The 16,825-nt window shown below is 75.5% G+C and carries 15 protein-coding genes; 6 read left to right on the top strand and 9 right to left on the bottom strand.

Features of this window, described 5'->3' with window-relative positions:
• Positions 1 to 406: 406 nt before the first annotated feature.
• The 6 genes from KIK08_RS30320 to KIK08_RS30295 form a co-directional block, all read right to left on the bottom strand.
• On the bottom strand, positions 407 to 1,378 hold the full coding sequence (locus tag KIK08_RS30320) for a MinD/ParA family ATP-binding protein (protein ID WP_214406727.1): 972 nt from the start codon (positions 1,376 to 1,378) through the stop codon (positions 407 to 409).
• Complete coding sequence (locus tag KIK08_RS30315) at positions 1,375 to 2,343, bottom strand: MinD/ParA family ATP-binding protein (RefSeq protein WP_214406726.1); 969 nt, start codon at positions 2,341 to 2,343, stop codon at positions 1,375 to 1,377. Before KIK08_RS30315 ends, KIK08_RS30320 begins: the two co-directional genes overlap by 4 nt.
• Before the next feature lie 222 nt (positions 2,344 to 2,565).
• Positions 2,566 to 3,297 carry a DivIVA domain-containing protein gene (locus tag KIK08_RS30310; RefSeq protein WP_214406728.1) on the bottom strand — a complete coding sequence of 244 codons (732 nt, stop codon included), beginning with the start codon at positions 3,295 to 3,297 and terminating at the stop codon, positions 2,566 to 2,568.
• A 75-nt stretch (positions 3,298 to 3,372) separates the two neighbouring features.
• The gene (gene coaD / locus KIK08_RS30305) at positions 3,373 to 3,855 is read right to left on the bottom strand and encodes a pantetheine-phosphate adenylyltransferase (RefSeq protein WP_214406725.1); all 483 of its coding nucleotides are present in this window, start codon (positions 3,853 to 3,855) and stop codon (positions 3,373 to 3,375) included.
• A gap of 43 nt (positions 3,856 to 3,898) precedes the next feature.
• Entirely contained in the window at positions 3,899 to 4,462 is a 564-nt protein-coding gene (gene rsmD / locus KIK08_RS30300) for a 16S rRNA (guanine(966)-N(2))-methyltransferase RsmD (RefSeq protein WP_214406724.1), read from the bottom strand.
• Between the two features lie 64 nt (positions 4,463 to 4,526).
• Positions 4,527 to 5,471: an AraC family transcriptional regulator gene (locus KIK08_RS30295; RefSeq protein WP_214406723.1), complete on the bottom strand. Its 945-nt coding sequence runs from the start codon at positions 5,469 to 5,471 to the stop codon at positions 4,527 to 4,529.
• A 91-nt stretch (positions 5,472 to 5,562) separates the two neighbouring features.
• Here KIK08_RS30295 and KIK08_RS30290 point away from each other — a divergent pair, with 91 nt between their 5' ends.
• On the top strand, positions 5,563 to 6,399 hold the full coding sequence (locus KIK08_RS30290; protein ID WP_214406722.1) for an NAD(P)H-binding protein: 837 nt from the start codon (positions 5,563 to 5,565) through the stop codon (positions 6,397 to 6,399).
• A gap of 37 nt (positions 6,400 to 6,436) precedes the next feature.
• Positions 6,437 to 6,859 carry a pyridoxamine 5'-phosphate oxidase family protein gene (locus KIK08_RS30285; protein WP_214406721.1) on the top strand — a complete coding sequence of 141 codons (423 nt, stop codon included), beginning with the start codon at positions 6,437 to 6,439 and terminating at the stop codon, positions 6,857 to 6,859.
• Between the two features lie 6 nt (positions 6,860 to 6,865).
• On the opposite strand, the gene KIK08_RS30280 is transcribed toward KIK08_RS30285, so the two are convergent.
• Entirely contained in the window at positions 6,866 to 10,246 is a 3,381-nt protein-coding gene (locus KIK08_RS30280) for a pyruvate carboxylase (protein ID WP_214406720.1), read from the bottom strand.
• A gap of 234 nt (positions 10,247 to 10,480) precedes the next feature.
• Here KIK08_RS30280 and KIK08_RS30275 point away from each other — a divergent pair, with 234 nt between their 5' ends.
• The 4 genes from KIK08_RS30275 to KIK08_RS30260 all read left to right on the top strand — a co-directional run bounded on the left by KIK08_RS30275 (position 10,481) and on the right by KIK08_RS30260 (position 13,342).
• Positions 10,481 to 11,218, top strand: a complete 738-nt coding sequence (locus tag KIK08_RS30275) for a hypothetical protein (RefSeq protein WP_214406719.1) — start codon at positions 10,481 to 10,483, stop codon at positions 11,216 to 11,218.
• A gap of 72 nt (positions 11,219 to 11,290) precedes the next feature.
• Complete coding sequence (locus KIK08_RS30270) at positions 11,291 to 11,536, top strand: hypothetical protein (protein ID WP_214406718.1); 246 nt, start codon at positions 11,291 to 11,293, stop codon at positions 11,534 to 11,536.
• 64 nt (positions 11,537 to 11,600) lie between these two features.
• A complete protein-coding gene (locus tag KIK08_RS30265; protein WP_214406717.1) occupies positions 11,601 to 12,440 on the top strand; it encodes a hypothetical protein in 840 nt (279 codons plus the stop codon).
• An 86-nt stretch (positions 12,441 to 12,526) separates the two neighbouring features.
• Positions 12,527 to 13,342 (top strand): hypothetical protein, encoded by an 816-nt coding sequence (locus tag KIK08_RS30260; RefSeq protein ID WP_214406716.1) that lies wholly within the window; start codon positions 12,527 to 12,529, stop codon positions 13,340 to 13,342.
• Between the two features lie 29 nt (positions 13,343 to 13,371).
• Here the strand turns inward: KIK08_RS30260 and recG are convergent, their stop codons facing one another.
• Positions 13,372 to 15,585 (bottom strand): ATP-dependent DNA helicase RecG, encoded by a 2,214-nt coding sequence (gene recG / locus KIK08_RS30255; RefSeq protein ID WP_214406715.1) that lies wholly within the window; start codon positions 15,583 to 15,585, stop codon positions 13,372 to 13,374.
• Between the two features lie 52 nt (positions 15,586 to 15,637).
• Positions 15,638 to 16,825: DAK2 domain-containing protein (locus tag KIK08_RS30250; protein ID WP_214406714.1), on the bottom strand; the 1,188-nt coding region annotated here is incomplete at its 5' end.

Below are 16,825 nucleotides of genomic sequence, written 5' to 3'. Positions count from 1 at the left end.
GACCCGGATCGGGTTCCCGCGCCCGCGGCGCACGATCTGAGTCAGCCGTTGACCTTCATGGTCGGTCAACCGGCGCGCTTTGACGGGCTCGGCCACCCCTGCCCCTCCTCCTCGATCCCAGCTCGCTGTCGGGACCGAGGGTGCGAGCACCGCGACATAAGCCTCGGGACATCGGGCGGCGTGTCGCCAAACCGGCGAACCTAAGTGGACAACGCACTAGGCGGGCAGGACGAGGCGGGCAGCGAGCCCGCGGACCGATCAGCGACTGCCGCGCACCCGGGGGGTGCGCGGCAGTCGCCGTTCCGGGGCCGTCGGAGGTGCAGGCCGTCGGAGGTGCAGGCCGTCGGAGGTGCAGGCCGTCGGAGGTGCAGGCCGTCGGAGGTGCAGGCCGTCGGAGGTGCAGGCGTCAGACCTGCGGGGGCGGCGCCGCGCCGCGGAACCGGTCGGCCAGCAGCGCCGCGATCTCCAGGAACGCGTCCAGCGTCGGCTGGGCCAGGCGGGCGGGTTCGATCACGGCCCCGGCGGCCAGGTGGGGGTCGTGGGGCACCTCCACCACCGCCCGGCACCGCCGGGCGAAGTGCTCGCGCACCCGGCGCAGGTCGACGGCATCGCTGGTGCGGTCCATCGAGAGGGCGACCACGGCGTCCGCGGCGAGGTGGTCGAGGTCGTGGGCGTAGAGCCAGTCCAGCGTCTGGGCGGCCCGGCTGGCGCCGTCCACGGTGGGGCTGCCGACGACCACGAGACCGTCGGCGGCGGCGAGCGTGGCGCGCATGACCGGGTGCACCATGCCGGTGCCCGAGTCGGTGACGAGGATGTCGTGGAAGCGGGCGAGCACCTCGCCCGCCCGCTCGTAGTCGGCCCGGGCGAGCGCCTCGCTGACCGTGGGGCTCTGGTCGGAGGCGAGCACGTGCAGGCGCCCGGCGAGCCCGAGGTAGGGGGCCACGTCGGTGAGCGCGGTGACGGGGCCGGGCTGCGCGGCCGCGAAGTCGACCAGGCTGCGGATCGACTCGGTGGGGTCGACGCCGAGCCGGTCGGCCAGGGTGCCGGCGTCGGTGTCCGCGTCGAGCACGGCGACCCGGTCGCCGCGGTTCTCGGCCAGCACGAGTCCGAGGCAGGCGGCGACAGTCGTCTTTCCGACCCCGCCCTTGATCGACCCGACGGCGATGCGGTGGGGTCCGCGCAGCGGGCTACGGATGCGCGCCCGCCACTGCTGGCGCAGCGCCTCCTCCGGCCCCACGCCGGGGTTGACCAGCCCGCCGCTCAGCCGGAGCACCGCCCGCCGCCAGCCGCGCCGGGGGCGGTCGCCGCGGAACCGGACGATGGCGTCCTCGGTGAGGGCGGCCGCGCTGGTGGGGGGCTGGTCGGTGGTGCCGGTCACGGCACGAACCGGTCCGCCATGACGGCGGCCAGTTCGTAGGCGGCCTCGCGCGTGCGGGGCCGAAGCCGGTCGAGGCTGACGCGCCCGCCGGTGGCCAGGTGCGGGTCGTGCGGGATCTCGATGACGGCCCGGCACCGGGTGGCGAAGTGCTCGCGGATGCGGGGCAGGTCGACGTCGACGCTGGTGCGGTCGCAGGAGAGCACCGTGACGGCGTCGGCGGCGAGCGAGCCGTGCCCGTGGGCGTGCATCCAGTCCAGCGTCTTGGCGGCGCGGCCGGCGCCGTCGACGGTGGGGGCGCCCACGATGATGACGCTGTCGGCCAGCTTCAGCGTGCCCTCCATCGCCGAGTGCACCAGCCCGGTGCCCGAGTCGGTGATGATGACGTTGAAGAAGCGGTCGAGCAGGGCGCAGATCTGCTCGTACTCCTGGCGGTTGAAGGCGTCGCCCGCGGCCGGGTCCTGCTCGGAGGCCAGCACCTGCAGCCGCCCGGCCAGGCTCGTGTAGCGCGAGACCTCGGTCCAGGAATCGATGCGGTGCAGGTCGCGCAGCAGTTCGCGGACCGTCACCGACGACTCGCCGGTGAGCCGCTCGGCCAGGGTGCCGGCGTCGGGGTTGGCGTCCAGCGCGATCACCCGGTCGCCCCGGTGCTCGGCCATGACCAGGCCGAGCAGGGTCGACACCGTCGTCTTGCCGACGCCGCCCTTGATGGAGGTGACGGCGATGCGGTGGGACTGCACGAGCGGGCGGCGGATGCGGTGCATCACGTCACGGCGGCGCAGCTCCTCGGGTCCCGGGCCGGGGTTGACCAGTCCGCCGGTGGCCCGCAGCAGCGCGCGGCGCCACCCGAAGGAGGGCTCGTCGGGGCGGGTGCGCAGGATGCTGTCGCCGGTCAACTCCTCGCGGGCGGGCTCGTCCGCCCCGGTCGCGGTGCTGTCGTCGACGGCCGTGGCGGTCGTCGTCTCCACGGCGGGGTTCCCGCCGCTGTCGGCCGCAGCCGAGCCGTTCTCGTGCACAGTGCCCCCGGATCGTCCCGTCCCCGCACGGTCGTGGCCGGCGGCGACCCGATGGCCGTAGCGGTCCCACCAGGACGACGGATCCGGCTCGGGTTGTTGCCGCACCACGCCGGGAGCCTACCCCGATCGGGGGCGCGCCGATCACTGCCGGTGCACGCCGGGACCACTCCGTGATCAGTCGATCAGGTCCATCCCGGTGCCGGTGCGACCGCCCGGGACCGGCGCGGGGTGGCCGCGGTAGAGGTGGCTGCGGCCGCGGGTGACGGTGCGCAGGGCCTTGGTCAGGGTCTCCTCGAACTCGGCCAGCTTCGCGTCGACGTAGCCGTCGCACTCGCGGCGCAGGCGGTCGGCCTCCGCGTCGGCCTCGTCGACGATGCGGGTGGCCTCGGCCTGGGACGCGCGCACGACCTCGGTCTGCGAGACCAGCCGGGCCTGCTCGGCCTGGCCCTCGGCGATGTAGCGGTCGTGGGCGGCGCGGCCGGACTGGGCGATGCGCTCGGCGTCGGCCGTGGCGCGGTCGGTCAGCTCGGTGTAGTGGTGGCGGCCCTCGGCGACGGTGCGCTCGGCGTCGTGGCGGGCCTGGGCGAGCAGCTGCTCGGCCTCCGCGCGGGCCTCGGCGACCGTGCGTTCGGCCTCGGCGCGGGCCTCGGCGAGCATCTGCTCGGCGTCGGCGCGGGCGCTGGCCCGGGTCTGCTCGGCCTCCTGGGCGGCGTCGTCGACCAGCTCGTCGCGGCGGTCGAGGACGTCCTGGGCGTCGTCGAGCTCGCCGGGGAAGGCCTCGCGGACGTCGTCGAGCAGCTCCAGCACGTCGCCGCGGGGGACGACGCAGTTGGCCGTCATCGGGACGCCGCGGGCCTCCTCGACGACCGTGACGAGCGCGTCCAGCGACTCGAAGACCCGGTACACGACCGCCATTCTCGCACCGCAGCGCGACCGGGCGCCGGATTGCGCCCGACCAGCGTGTCCGTGCGGTGGGCCGGGTCAGCTCCGCTCGGCGAGGCGCCCCAGCAGCCTGCGGTGCACGCTGTCGGGCAGCAGGTGGGCGATGTCGCCGCCGTAGGTGGCGACCTCCTTCACCAGGGAGGAGGACACGAAGCTGTACTCGGGGCTGGTCGACATGAACAGCGTGTCGACGCCGGAGAGCCGCTGGTTCATCTGGGCCATCTGCAGCTCGTAGTCGAAGTCGGTGACCGCCCGCAGGCCCTTCACGATGGCGCGGATGTCGTGGTCGCGGCAGTAGTCGACGAGCAGGCCGTGGAACGAGCCGATGACGACGTTCGGCCACGGCTTGACGACCTCGGCCAGCATGTCCATCCGCTCGTCGACGGTGAACAGGCTCTTCTTGCTCTTGTTCACCAGCACGGCGACGACGACCTCGTCGAACAGCTGCGCTGCCCGTCCGACGACGTCGAGATGGCCGTTGGTGGGCGGGTCGAAGGAGCCGGGGCACACCGCACGCCTCATGGGCGCCGACGCTAACAGCTGCGAGCGCCCGTCCCGTGTGATCTCAACCGGCCGGGTCGTGCCGGGCGACGTGCAGGACGGTGTCGCCGTAGCGGCGCTCGCGCGCGCCGGCCAGCGGCGGGGGCCACTCGAACGGCCGGCGGGCCGCGCGGCGCTCGACGACGACCACGGCGTCCTCGGCCAGCCAGCCGTGCCGCGCCGCGGCGGCGAGCCAGCCGGTGATCTCGGTGTCGGCCAGCTCGTAGGGCGGGTCGACGAGCACGACGTCGTAGCCGCGCTCGGCCGGTGCGCCCAGCACGGCGGCCGCCGGGGCGACCCGCACCACCGCGCCCGGCAGCCCGACCGCGGCCACGTTGCGCCGCAGGACGTCCGCGGCGCGCCGGTCGGACTCGACGAACAGGGCGTGCGCGGCCCCCCGCGACAGCGCCTCCAGCCCCAACGCCCCGGAACCGGCGCACAGGTCGAGCACCGCGGCGCCGTCCAGGCCGGGGTCGGCGACGAGGGCGGAGAACAGCGCTTCGCGGACCCGGTCGGAGGTGGGCCGGGTGCCCTTCGGCGGCACGGTGAGGCGCCGGCCGCCGGCCACGCCGGCCACGATGCGGGTCACGGGCGGGAGGTGGCGGCGGCGGGCACGGGCGCCGAGTCTGCCACCCGAGCGCTCCCCCGCTCCCTCACGACCCCGACGGGACGAGCGGCGCGGTCGCGGTGCGCCGGTACTCGCTCGGGTTGGCGCCCCGGACCCGCTTGAACGCCGCGCTGAAGCCGAACGGGTCGGCGTAGCCGACGGCGCGGGCCACCTCGGCCACCGTCGCCGCCTGCCGCTCGACCAGCAGGTCGGCCGCGAGCGTCATGCGCCGGCGGGTGAGGTAGGTCAGCGGGGGCTCGCCGACCAGGTCGGTGAACCGCTTGGCCAGCGTCGAGCGCGACACCCCGGCGCGGTCGGCCAGGGTGGAGACCGTCCACGGCGCGGCCGGTTCGGCGTGCAGCAGGCGCAGCGCGCCGCCGACGACCGGGTCGCGCTGGGCGGCCCACCAGCGTGGGGGTTCGCCGCCGGGGCGGTCGAACCAGGCGCGCAGCGTGCAGACCAGCATCCAGTCCAGCAGCCGGTCGAGCACCACCTGCTGGCCCGGGGCGTCGACGGCGACCTCGGCGGCCAGGTGGTCCAGCACGGGGTCGTCCGCGCCGCCCGCGTCCACGCGCAGCACGACGGGCAGCGCGTCCAGCAGCGGCCGGCTGATCTCGCCGCGCACCGGGTAGGCGGCGACGACCAGGGTGGTCGCGCCCTCGCCGCAGTCGGTCCAGCCCAGCCGGTGTCGGGTGCCGCCCTGCTCGGGCGTCGCGCAGTGCTCGCCGCAGGAGACCGGCTCGGCGCCGGTGTCGACCTCGTCGACGAAGCGGAACGTCGCGGGCCCGCGCACGACGACCGTCTCGCGGGCGCGCAGCCGCTGCGGCGGGTGGTCCTCGGCCACGATCCAGCCCGACCCGCTCAGCAGGGTGCACAGCGTCAGCGGCGCGCCGTCGACGAAGTGCAGCGACCACGGCGGGGTGAGGGTCGAGCTGCCGAACAGCGAGCCCTGCGCCCGCACTCCCCGGCAGAGGTCGTCGAACACGTCCACCCGGCGAGGCTAGCCCGGATTTGGACGATGACACAGGAGATCCGGCCTCTCACCTATGGATCCGTCCGAGCTCGGCCCGTTGGATGGGGTCATGAGCAACGACAGCACCCTCGTCCTGGGCGCCACCGGCAAGACCGGCCGGCGCGTCGCCGCACGGCTGCGGCTGAACGGCACCCCCGTGCGTGCCGCCTCGCGCTCCAGCGCGGTCCGGTTCGACTGGTCCGACCCGACCGGCTGGGACGCGGCCCTGCGCGGCGCCACCTCGGTCTACCTGGTGGCCCCGAGCGTCCCCGGCCCCGCGCACGAGTTCGTGGCCCGGGCCGAGGCCGCCGGCGTCAAGCACGTGGTCCTGCTGTCCGGGCGGGGCGCCGACACCTGGGGCGACTCGACGTTCGGGCTGGACATGCGCTCGGCCGAGGACGCCGTGCGCGGCTCGGCGCTGGGCTGGACCGTCCTGCGCGCGTCGAACTTCGACCAGAACTTCGACGAGGACCTCTTCCACGCCCCGCTCGTCGCCGGCGAGCTGGCGCTGCCGGCCGGCGAGGTGCCCGAGCCGTTCGTCGACGTCGAGGACGTCGCCGACGTCGCGGCCGCGGTGCTGGCCGATCCCGACCGGCACCTCGGGCGCGTCTATGAGCTGACCGGGCCGCGCGCGCTCACCTTCGCCGAAGCCGTGGAGCAGATCTCGCGGGCCGGCGGCCTGCCGATCGCCTACCGTCGGGTCACCCCCGCCGAGTACGCGGCCGCGCTGGTCGAGGCGGGCGCGGGCGAGGACGACGCCCACCACGTCGCCGAGATGTTCGTGCTGATGGAGAAGGGGCTGCTGGCCGAGGCCACCGACGACGTCGCCGCCGTGCTGGGGCGGGCGCCCCGGGCCTTCGAGGACTACGTCGTGCGGGCCGCCGCGGCGGGCGCCTGGCGGCGATGATCGTCCGATCGACCCGTCCCCCACCGGAAGGACCCTGATGAGCACCGCTTCGCCGACCGACCAGGACCTCGAGTTCCTCCGCCGCCCCCTGCACGGGTTCCTGACCGTGGCCGGGGGCCCGGTCCCGCCCCAACCCCGGCCGGTGTGGTTCGAGGTCACCGGATCCGGTGCGGTCCAGTTGTTCACCGCCCCGGACTCGGTCAAGGTCCGCCGCCTGCGCCGCGACCCCCGCGCCTCGCTCGTCGTCGCCGCCCCGGTGGGCGAGCGCGAGCACTGGGTGTCGGTCGCCGGGCGCGCCCGCGTGGAACCCGACGGGGGCCATGACCTGTGCGCGCGCCTCGGCGCCCGCTACTGGGACCTCGACGACCCGGCCCGGGCCGCCGAGCTCGCCGCGATGCTGGACCAGCGGTGGGTCCGCGTCGTCATCGAGCCCGACGCGGTGAGCCGCTTCGCGGGGTGACCGGGCTCAGTCGGCCAGCTCCAGCAGCAGGTCGCCGCCCTCCACCTGCTGCACCTGGCCGATCGCCAGCCGGGCCACCTTCCCCGCCCGCTGCGCGGTGATCGAAGCCTCCATCTTCATCGCCTCGATCGTCGCCACGGTCTGCCCGCTCTGCACGGCGTCGCCCTCGCCGACCTGCAGCGTGACGACCCCGGCGAACGGGGCGGCGATCTGGCGCGGGTCGGAGCGGTCGGCCTTCTCCGCGGCCTTGACGTCGGTGGCGACCGCCTGGTCGCGCACCGACACCGGGCGCATCTGGCCGTTGAGCGTGGCCATCACGTTGCGGTAGCCGCGCTCGTCGGGCTCGGAGATGGCCTCCAGGGTGATCAGCAGGATGACCCCGGGTTCGAGCTCGACCGTGTGCTCGGTCTCGGGTTCGAGCCCGTAGAGGAAGTCCTTGGTGGACAGCACCGCAGTACGGCCGTGGGCCTCGACGTGGCCGAGGTACTCCTGGGTGGGGCCGGGGAACAGCAGCCGGTTGAGGGTGGCGCGCCGGTCGTCGCGCAGGCCGCGGCGGTCCTCGATGGTCAGCTCCGGCTCGTGCTTCTCCGGCGGGCGGCCCTCCAGCGCACGGGTCCGGAACGGCTCCGGCCAGCCGCCGGGCGGGTCGCCCAGCTCGCCGCGCAGGAACCCGATCACCGAGTCGGGCACGTCGAACCTGCCCGGCTCGGCCTCGAAGTCCTCCGCCGAGACCCCGGCGCCGACCAGGTGCAGCGCCAGGTCACCGACGACCTTCGACGACGGGGTGACCTTCACCAGCCGGCCGAGCATCCGGTCGGCCGCCGCGTAGAGGTCCTCGATCAGCTCGAAGCGGTCGCCCAGGCCCAGCGCGATCGCCTGCTGGCGCAGGTTGGACAGCTGCCCGCCGGGGATCTCGTGGTGGTAGACGCGCCCGGTCGGCGAGGCCAGCCCCGACTCGAACGGCGCGTAGACCTTGCGCACCGCCTCCCAGTAGGGCTCCAGGTCGCCCACGGCCTGCAGCCGCAGCCCGGTGGCCCGCTCGGTGTGGTCGGTGGCGGCGACCAGCGCCGACAGCGACGGCTGGCTGGTCGTGCCGGCCATGCTGGCCACCGCCCCGTCGACGGCGTCCACGCCGGCGTCGATGGCCGCGACGAGCGTGGCCAGCTGGCCGCCCGCGGTGTCGTGGGTGTGCAGGTGCACGGGCAGGTCGAAGCGCTCGCGCAGCGCGGTGACCAGCCGGCGCGCCGCGGGCGGGCGCAGCAGCCCGGCCATGTCCTTGATGGCCAGCACGTGCGCGCCGGCGTCGACGATCTGCTCGGCCAGGCGCAGGTAGTAGTCGAGGGTGTAGAGCCGCTCCCCCGGGTCGGACAGGTCGCCGGTGTAGCAGAGCGCGACCTCGGCGACGGCAGTACCGGTCGCCCGGACCGCGTCGATGGCCGGGCGCATCTGGGCGACGTCGTTGAGCGCGTCGAAGATGCGGAAGATGTCCATCCCGGTCTTCGCGGCCTCGGAGACGAAGGCGTCGGTGACCTCGGTCGGGTACGGCGTGTAGCCGACGGTGTTGCGCCCGCGCAGCAGCATCTGCGTGCAGATGTTGGGCACGGCCTCGCTGAGGGCGGCCAGCCGCTCCCACGGGTCCTCGGCCAGGAAGCGCAGCGCCACGTCGTAGGTGGCCCCGCCCCAGCACTCCAGGCTCAGCAGCTGGGGCACCGACCGCGCGACGTACGGGGCCACGGCCAGCAGGTCGCGCGTGCGCACCCGGGTGGCCAGCAGCGACTGGTGGGCGTCGCGGAAGGTCGTGTCGGTCACCGCGACCGGGGTCTGGTCGCGCAGCCGGCGGGCGAAGCCCTCGGGGCCGAGCTCGCGCAGCAGCTGGCGGGAGCCCGGCGGCGCGGCGGCGGACAGGTCGACGGCGGGCAGCTTGTCGACCGGCTCGATCACCTGCGGCCGCGCGCCGTTGGGCTGGTTGACCGTGATGTCGGCGAGGTAGCTGAGGATGCGGCTGCCGCGGTCGGCGGACTGGCGGGCGCGCACCAGCTGCGGGCGGTCGTCGATGAAGCTCGTGGTCACCCGGCCGGCCTGGAAGTCGGGGTCGTCGAGCACGGCGGCCAGGAACGGCAGGTTCGACGACACCCCGCGGATCCGGAACTCCGCGATCGCCCGCCGCGCCCGGCGCACCGCGTTGGGGAAGTCGTGGCCGTAGCAGGTCAGCTTGACCAGCATCGAGTCGAAGTGCGCGCTGACCTCGGCACCGGTGTGCGTGGTGCCGCCGTCCAGCCGCACGCCCGGCCCGCCCGGCGAGCGGTAGGCCGAGATCGTGCCGGTGTCGGGCCGGAAGCCGTTGGCCGGGTCCTCGGTGGTCACCCGGCACTGCAGGGCCGCCCCGTTGAGCCGCACCTCGTCCTGGGTGAGGCGCAGCTCGGGCAGGGTCATCCCGGAGGCGATGCGCAGCTGGGCGATGACCAGGTCGCGGTCGGTGACCTGCTCGGTGACCGTGTGCTCGACCTGGATGCGCGGGTTCATCTCGATGAACACGTGCTCGCCGCGCTCGTCGAGCAGGAACTCGACGGTGCCGGCGTTGACGTAGCCGATGTGGCGGGCGAACGCGACCGCGTCGGCGCAGATCCGCTCGCGCGACCGCGGGTCCAGGTCGGGCGCCGGGGCGATCTCGATGACCTTCTGGTGGCGCCGCTGCACCGAGCAGTCGCGTTCGTAGAGGTGCGCGACGTTGCCCTCGCCGTCGGCCAGGATCTGCACCTCGATGTGGCGCGGGTTGACCACGGCCTGCTCGACGTAGACGGTCGGGTCGCCGAACGCCGACTCCGCCTCGCGCATCGCGGCCTCGATCGCGTCGCGCAGCTCGGCGGGCTCGCCCACCCGGCGCATGCCCCGGCCGCCACCACCGGCGACCGCCTTGACGAACACCGGGAAGCCGATGTCGGAGGCGGCGTCGAGCAGCGCGTCGACGTCCGTCGACGGCTCCGACGAGCGCAGCACAGCCACGCCCGCCTCGCGCGCCGCTTTGATCGCCCTGGCCTTGTTGCCGGTCAGGTCGAGCACCCTGGTGGGCGGCCCCACGAACGTGATCCCGGCGTCCTCGCAGGCCTGGGCCAGGTCGGGGTTCTCCGACAGGAACCCGTAGCCGGGGTAGACGGCGTCGGCGCCGGCCTTGCGCGCGGCCCGGATGACCTCGTCGACGTCGAGGTAGGCGCGCACCGGGTGGCCGCGCTCCCCGATCAGGTACGACTCGTCGGCCTTCGCCCGGTGCAGCGAGTTGCGGTCCTCGTACGGGAACACCGCCACCGTCGAGACGCCCAGCTCGTAAGCGGCGCGGAACGCCCGGATGGCGATCTCTCCACGGTTGGCGACCAGCAACTTCTGGAACACACGGGCTCCTGACCTGCGACGGGCGAGCGGCAGCCGGAACGTTACCGGCGGTGGTGGTCGCGGACCGCGCGAAGCGCGTCACGCTTCCGGTACCAAGGAGGGGTGCGGGGGAACGAGGGGGAACCTCCTGCGGGAGGAGGGGCGGCCGAGCGACGACCGCCCGACCGGCCGAGCGCGACACCGAGGCGCGGGCCACCGAGCGCGCCGGACAGCGGCACGGGCGGGTCGGCGCTGGTGGGCTGCCTCGCGGTCATCGGCGGCCTCGCCGTACTGCCCGTCATCTTCGTGGCCACCTTGGTCCTCACCCACTCGGCGACCGCGGGGGTGGTCGCCACGATGGTGGTCCCGCTGTGCGCCGCGGTCGCCGTCGCCCTCAACCAGCGGTCGCGGCGCGCCCTCGCGGCGTCCGGTGCCGGGGAGGGCGCGGACGACGAGGACCACGGCGACGACGAGGCCGGGGACGACCCGCCGCCGGTGGCCCCGGAGGCCGCGTGGGAGGCCGCGCGGGAGCGGTTCGCCGGGGTGCGGGCCGAGTACTCCCGCGTCGAGTGCGACCCGCTGGAGGTGCTGCGGCTGCCCGCGCTGACCGACGTCTCGGTGCCCAGCACGGCGCGCTTCGTCGACGCCTTCGCCGCCGCGCAGGCCCTGCTCACCGACCGCTACCCCGGCGCGCCGATCGGCGAGGCGTTCACCGAGGCCGCGGACGGCGCCGAGCGGGCCTGGCGGGCCGCCGTGGACGCCGCCGAGCGCATCCGGCTGCAGGGCATCGACCCCGCCGAGCGGGCCGCCGTCGAGCGGGTGGTCAAGCTGCTCACCACCGCGCGCGACTCCGACAACGAGCCCGAGCGCCGCCTCGCCCACGCCCGCGCCCGTGCCGAGCTGGGCCGGCTCGACGCCGCCGGCGTCGTCCACGTGCCGATGCCCGCGCAGGCGGCCCTGGACGCGGCCGCGCGGCGCGCGCTGCCACCCTGACGCGCCGCAGCCGCGGTCGCGGAACGGAGGGGCGGCCGTCACCCGTTCCGGAGGAGGCGGTACGAATGTCGCGTGGGTGACCCGCGCTCGGTGGACGACGCAGGCAGCAGGGCCGCGACGATCGTGCTGCTCGTCGCGGCCGACGTGCTGCTGGTGCTCACGCTGCTGGTGGTGCTGGGCCTGGTGATGGAGGCCAAGGCGGGCGTGGTGATGCTGCTGGTGGTCGGGGCGGCGGCGGCGCTCGTGGTGGTCCGCCACGTCCAGTTCGCCCGGTCCGGGCGGCGCGGCGAGCGCGGGATCGCCCGCCAGCGCGGCTGACCGGGGCCGATCCCGCCGCCCCGAACGGGTGCCGTTCACGGCCCTCGTCCGGTACCAAGGAGATGTGCGTCACGATCCGGCCCGGTTCCGCCCGCGGGACCTCCGCGCGTTCGAGGACGGGCGCCGGCTGCGTGAGGAGGCCGCCCGGCGCCGGCGCCAGCGCCACCGGGTGCGGTCGCACCGATCGGGCCCGCACGGGCCGCCCCGGCGCGCGGCGCCGCTGGTGCACGCCACGGTGATCCTGGCGATGGTGATCGTCGTCTCGGCGGCGACGGCCGGCCCGTTCTCGCCCGGCATCGGGCTGGTCGGCATCCTGTTCGCGCTCGTCGCGCTCAACCGCGTCACGGCGCTGCGCGCGGTGGCCGCCTCCGCCGCCGCGGCGGCGCCCCCGCTGCCCCCGCCTCCCCCGCCGTCCGACCAGCGGTGGACGCGGGCCCGGGAGCGGTTCGGGGCGCTGCGCGGCGGCTACGCCGCCTACGAGTGCGACCCCATGCAGGTCCTGCGGCTACCCGCGCTCGCCGACGTGTCCGTGCCCAGCACCGCCCGGTTCGTCGACGCCTTCGCCGAGGCACAGGCCCTCGACACCGACGCTTTCCCGGGCTCCGAGCACGCCGAGCGGTTCGTGGCGGCCGTGGACGCGGCCGAGCGCGCCTGGGGCGCCGCGCGCGACGCCGCCGAGCGCATCCGGCACTCCACGCTGTCGCCGGGCGAGCGGGCCCGGGTGGACCGCGTGGTCAAGCTGCTCACCACCGCGCGCGACTCCGACAGCGAGCCCGAGCGCCTGGCCGCCTACGCCCTGGCCCGCGCCGAGCTGCGCAGGCTCGACCAGGCCGGTGTGCTGCACGTGCCGCTGCCCGCCCAGGCCGCCCTGGACGAGGCCGCCCGCGGCCAGCTGCCCTCCTGATACTGCGCTCCTACTGAGACTGCGCTTCTGCTGAGACTGCGCTGAGGACGCTGCGCGGCCGGGCCTCGTTCCGGTACCAAGGAGGGGTGCGCCGACGACCGGTGAACCACCTCAGCCCGACCGCCCACCGCCGCCGCCCCGCGCGGGTCGCGGGGCGCTCCCGCTCGATGGGGCCCGTCGCCGTCGCGGTGGTGCTGCCCGTCGCCGTCCTGGTGGGGCTGATGGTCGGCCTGCTGGCCATCGGGATCACCATGGCCGGCATCTTCCTGCTGGTCAACGTGCTGCCGGTGCTCGTCGTCGGCGCCGTGGCGATCGGGGTCGGCCGGCGCCGCGCCCGGCGCCGCCGCGAGCTGCGCCACGGTGGCGCCGGGCTCGCGCCCCTCCCCGGCCGGCAGGCCGCCCTGCCGCGACCCGACCGGGTCTGGGCGCACGCCCAGCAGCGGTTCCACCGCCTGCGCTCCGACTACGCCGCCTTCGAGTGCGACGCGATGCAGGTGCTGCGCCTGCCCGCGCTGGCCGACGTGACGGTGCCCAGCACCGGCCGGTTCGTCGACGCCTTCGCCGAGGCCCAGGCCCTGGACACCGACGCCTTCCCCGGCCCGGGGCACGCCACCGCGTTCGTCGCGGCCGTCGACCGCGCGGAACGGGCGTGGCGGGCCGCCCGCGAGGCCGCCGAGCGGATCCGGCTCTCCGGGCTCGACCCCGCCGAGCGGGCCACCGTCGAACGGATCATCAAGCTGCTCACCACCGCGCGCGACTCCGACAACGAGCCCGAGCGCCTCGCCGCCTACACCCGCGCCCGCGCCGAGCTCACCAAGCTGGACGCGGCCGGCGTGCTGCACGTTCCGCTGCCCGCCCAGGCCGCCCTCGACGAGGCCGCCCGGGGCCAGCTGCCCGCCTGAGTCGGAGCCCGTAGTCCAGATCCGGTAGCTCAGACCTTGTCGAGGTAGGCGGCCCGCTCCTCGTCGCCGACCGTCTCGCCGACCAGCGCCGCCAGACCGGGGTGCTCCGCGAGGCCGGGATCGTGCTGGACGATGTCGGTGGCGTAGACCTGCGCCTTGCGGATGACCTCCTCGTGGCGCAGCAGGCTGAGCAACCGCAGCCCCGAGCGCCGCCCGGACTGCAGCGCGCCCAGCACGTCGCCCTCGCGGCGCAGCTCCAGGTCGACCCGGGACAGCTCGAAGCCGTCGGTGGTGGCGGCCACCGCGTCGAGCCGCTCGCGGGTGGTGGTGCCCTCCGGGACGTCGGTGACCAGGAGGCAGACCCCCGGCGCCGAGCCGCGGCCGACCCGCCCGCGCAGCTGGTGCAGCTGGGACAGGCCGAACCGGTCGGCGTCGAGGATGACCATGGCGGTGGCGTTGGGGACGTCGACGCCGACCTCGATGACGGTGGTGGCCAGCAGCACGTCGAGCTCGGCGGCCTCGAACGCGCGCATCACGGTGTCCTTCTCGTCGGGCGGCAGCTTGCCGTGCAGGACGCCCAACCGCAGGCCCTCCAGCGCGCCCTCGCGGAGCTTCGGGGCGATGTCGAGCACGGCCAGCGGCGCGCGGCGCCCGCCGTCGTCGGGGGCGGCGCCCTCGTCGGGTGCGTCGAGGTCGACCAGGTCGGCGTCGGGGTCGGAGTCGCCGGCCTTCTCGCCGTCGCCGACCCGCGGGAACACCACGTAGGCCTGGTGGCCGGCCGCGACCTCCTCCTTCACCCGCCGCCAGACGCGCTCGAACCACTGCGGCTTCTCCGCCAGCGGCACGACCGTCGTCGCGACCGGGGAGCGCCCGCGCGGCAGCTCCTTGAGGGTGGAGACCTCCAGGTCGCCGTAGACCGTCATCGCGACGGTCCGCGGGATCGGCGTGGCCGTCATGACGAGCATGTGCGGGGCGCGCTCGCCCCGCCCGCGCAGCGCGTCGCGCTGCTCGACGCCGAAGCGGTGCTGCTCGTCGACGACCACCAGGCCGAGGTCGGCGAAGCCGACGTGGTCCTGGATGAGCGCGTGCGTGCCGACCACGATGCCGGCCTCCCCGGACTGCGCCTCCAGCAGCGCCGCGCGCCGCGCCTTGGCGCCCAGGGAGCCCGTCAGCAGCGTGACCCTGGTGGCGCGCTCGGCCGCGCCCAGCTCGCCGGCCTGCGCCAGCGCGCCCAGCATCGAGCGCAGCGAGCGGGCGTGCTGCGCGGCCAGCACCTCGGTGGGCGCCAGCATCGCGGCCTGCTGGCCGGCGTCGACGACCTGCAGCATCGCCCGCAGCGCGACGATCGTCTTGCCGGCGCCGACGTCGCCCTGCACGAGCCGGTTCATCGGGTGCGGGTGGGACAGGTCGGCCGCGATCTCGGCCCCGACGGCCCGCTGGCCCTCGGTGAGCGTGAACGGCAGCTGCTGGTCGAAGGCGTCGAGCAGGCCGCCGGGCACCGGCGGGCAGGCCGGGGCCGGGCGCGAGACCGTGGCCTGACGGCGCAGCGCCAGCGCCAGTTGCACGCCCACCGCCTCGTCCCAGACGAGGCGGTGCTTGGCCGCGTGGATGTCGGCCTCGGTCTCCGGGACGTGGATGCGCCGCAGCGCCCGGCCCAGCTCGGCCAGCCCCTCACGGCGGCGCAGCGACTCGGGCAGCGGGTCGGTCGGGTCGTCGAGGAGGTCGAGGACCTGGCGGACGCAGCGGGCGATCATGCCGGGCTTGATCTTGCCGGTGGCCGGGTAGACCGAGATGAACGGCCGGACGTTCTCCTCCTCGTCCAGCGGCTCGAACTGCGGGTGGGTCAGCTGCAGCTTCCGGTTGAACGTGCCGACCTTGCCGGCGAACATCGCCCGCACGCCCGGGACGATCACGTTCTTGAGCTTGTGGCCGTTGAAGAACGTGCAGTCCAGCCGGCCGCCGCGGTCGTCGCGGATGACGACGGCGAGCAGCGTTCCCGAGCGCGCGCGCATCGGCCGCAGGGTGGCCTGCTCGACCTCGGCGACGACCGTGACGTGCTCGCCGATCTCCAGGCCGGCGATGTCGGTGAGCTTGCCCCGGTCGACGTAGCGGCGCGGGTAGTGGCGCACGAGGTCGCCCACCGTGGCGAGGTCGAGCTGGGCCGTCAGGAGGTCGGCCGACTTCTTGCCGAGCACGTCGACCAGCGACGTGTCCATGTCGATCTGCGCGTCGATCGCGGTCATCCCTGCGCTGCCATCCTCGTTCCGCTCCGGCTCATTCCCGGCTCATCCCGGCTCATTCCACGCCCAGGACGAGCGGGTAGTCGTGCTGGCCGCCCCGGTGTACCACGACGTCGACCTCGGGGTGGGCGCGGCGCAGGTCGGCGGCCAGCCCCTCGCCCAGCGCGTCGTCGGCCCCGGCGCCGAGCAGCGCCGTGACGATCTCGCCACCCGCGGTGAGCATGCGGTGAGCCAACCACAGGGCACCGACAGCGAGGTCCGGGGCGATCAGCACCACCTCGCCGTCGGAGATCCCGAGCACGTCGCCGGGCTCGCAGCGGCCCACCCAGGTGAGCGCCTCGGACTCGGCCACCAGCAGCCCGGCGGTCCGGGTGCCCGCGGCGGCCTCGGCCATCGCCACCACGTCCTCGCCCGCCCGCCGGTCCGGGTCGTGCACCGCCAGCGCGGACAGCCCCTGCAGCACCGACGCCGTCGGGACCACGAGGACCTCCTGGCCGTCGCGGCGGGCCATCGACGCGGCCCGCTCCGCCGGGGCCGTCAGCTCCACGTCGTCGGGCAGCAGGACGACGTGGCGGGCCCGGGTGGCGACCAGCGCGGCGTGCAGCACGCCGACCTCGACCGGGCCGTCCTGCTCGCGCTCGACGACGTGCGCGCCCGCGGACCGGGCCAGCTCGGCCACCTCCGGCGCCCCGACCACCATGACGACGGCCCGCTCCCGCTCGAACCCCCCGCCCGGACCGACGGCGGCGACCTCGGGCGGCGCGTCGGTGAAGCGCACGACGCTGATCCGGTGCGGGCGCCCGGCGGCCACCCCCGCCTCGATCACGGCGCCGACGTCGGCGCAGTGGACGTGCACGTTCCAGGTACCGCCCACCCCGTCGCCGACGACGGCGACCGAGTCGCCGATGCCGTCGAGGGCGGCACGCAGCACGTCGACGCGGGCCTGGTCGGTGCCGTCGAGCAGGTACATCACCTCGTACTCGTCGGCCTCCCGCTGGCCCTCCTGCGCCGGCACGTGGCAGACCGCGTCGGACCCGGCGCCGGCGGCGGCCGGCAGTTCGACCGCGCCCGGCCGCCCGCCCAGCAGCGCCGCCAGCGCGTCGAGCACCACGTAGATGCCCAGCCCGCCGGCGTCGACGACACCGGCCCTGGCCAGCTCGGGCAGCTGGCGGGTCGTGGAGCGCAGCGCAGCGGCGGCCGCCCCGGCCGCGGCCTCGGCCACCGCGTCGAGCCGGGTCGCCCC

It is taken from the genome of Pseudonocardia lacus (assembly GCF_018531445.1).
Taxonomy (GTDB): Bacteria; Actinomycetota; Actinomycetes; order Mycobacteriales; family Pseudonocardiaceae; genus Pseudonocardia; species Pseudonocardia lacus.
The sequence above is the reverse complement of the archived record's forward strand: the minus strand, read 5'-3'. Positions and strand labels throughout refer to the sequence as shown.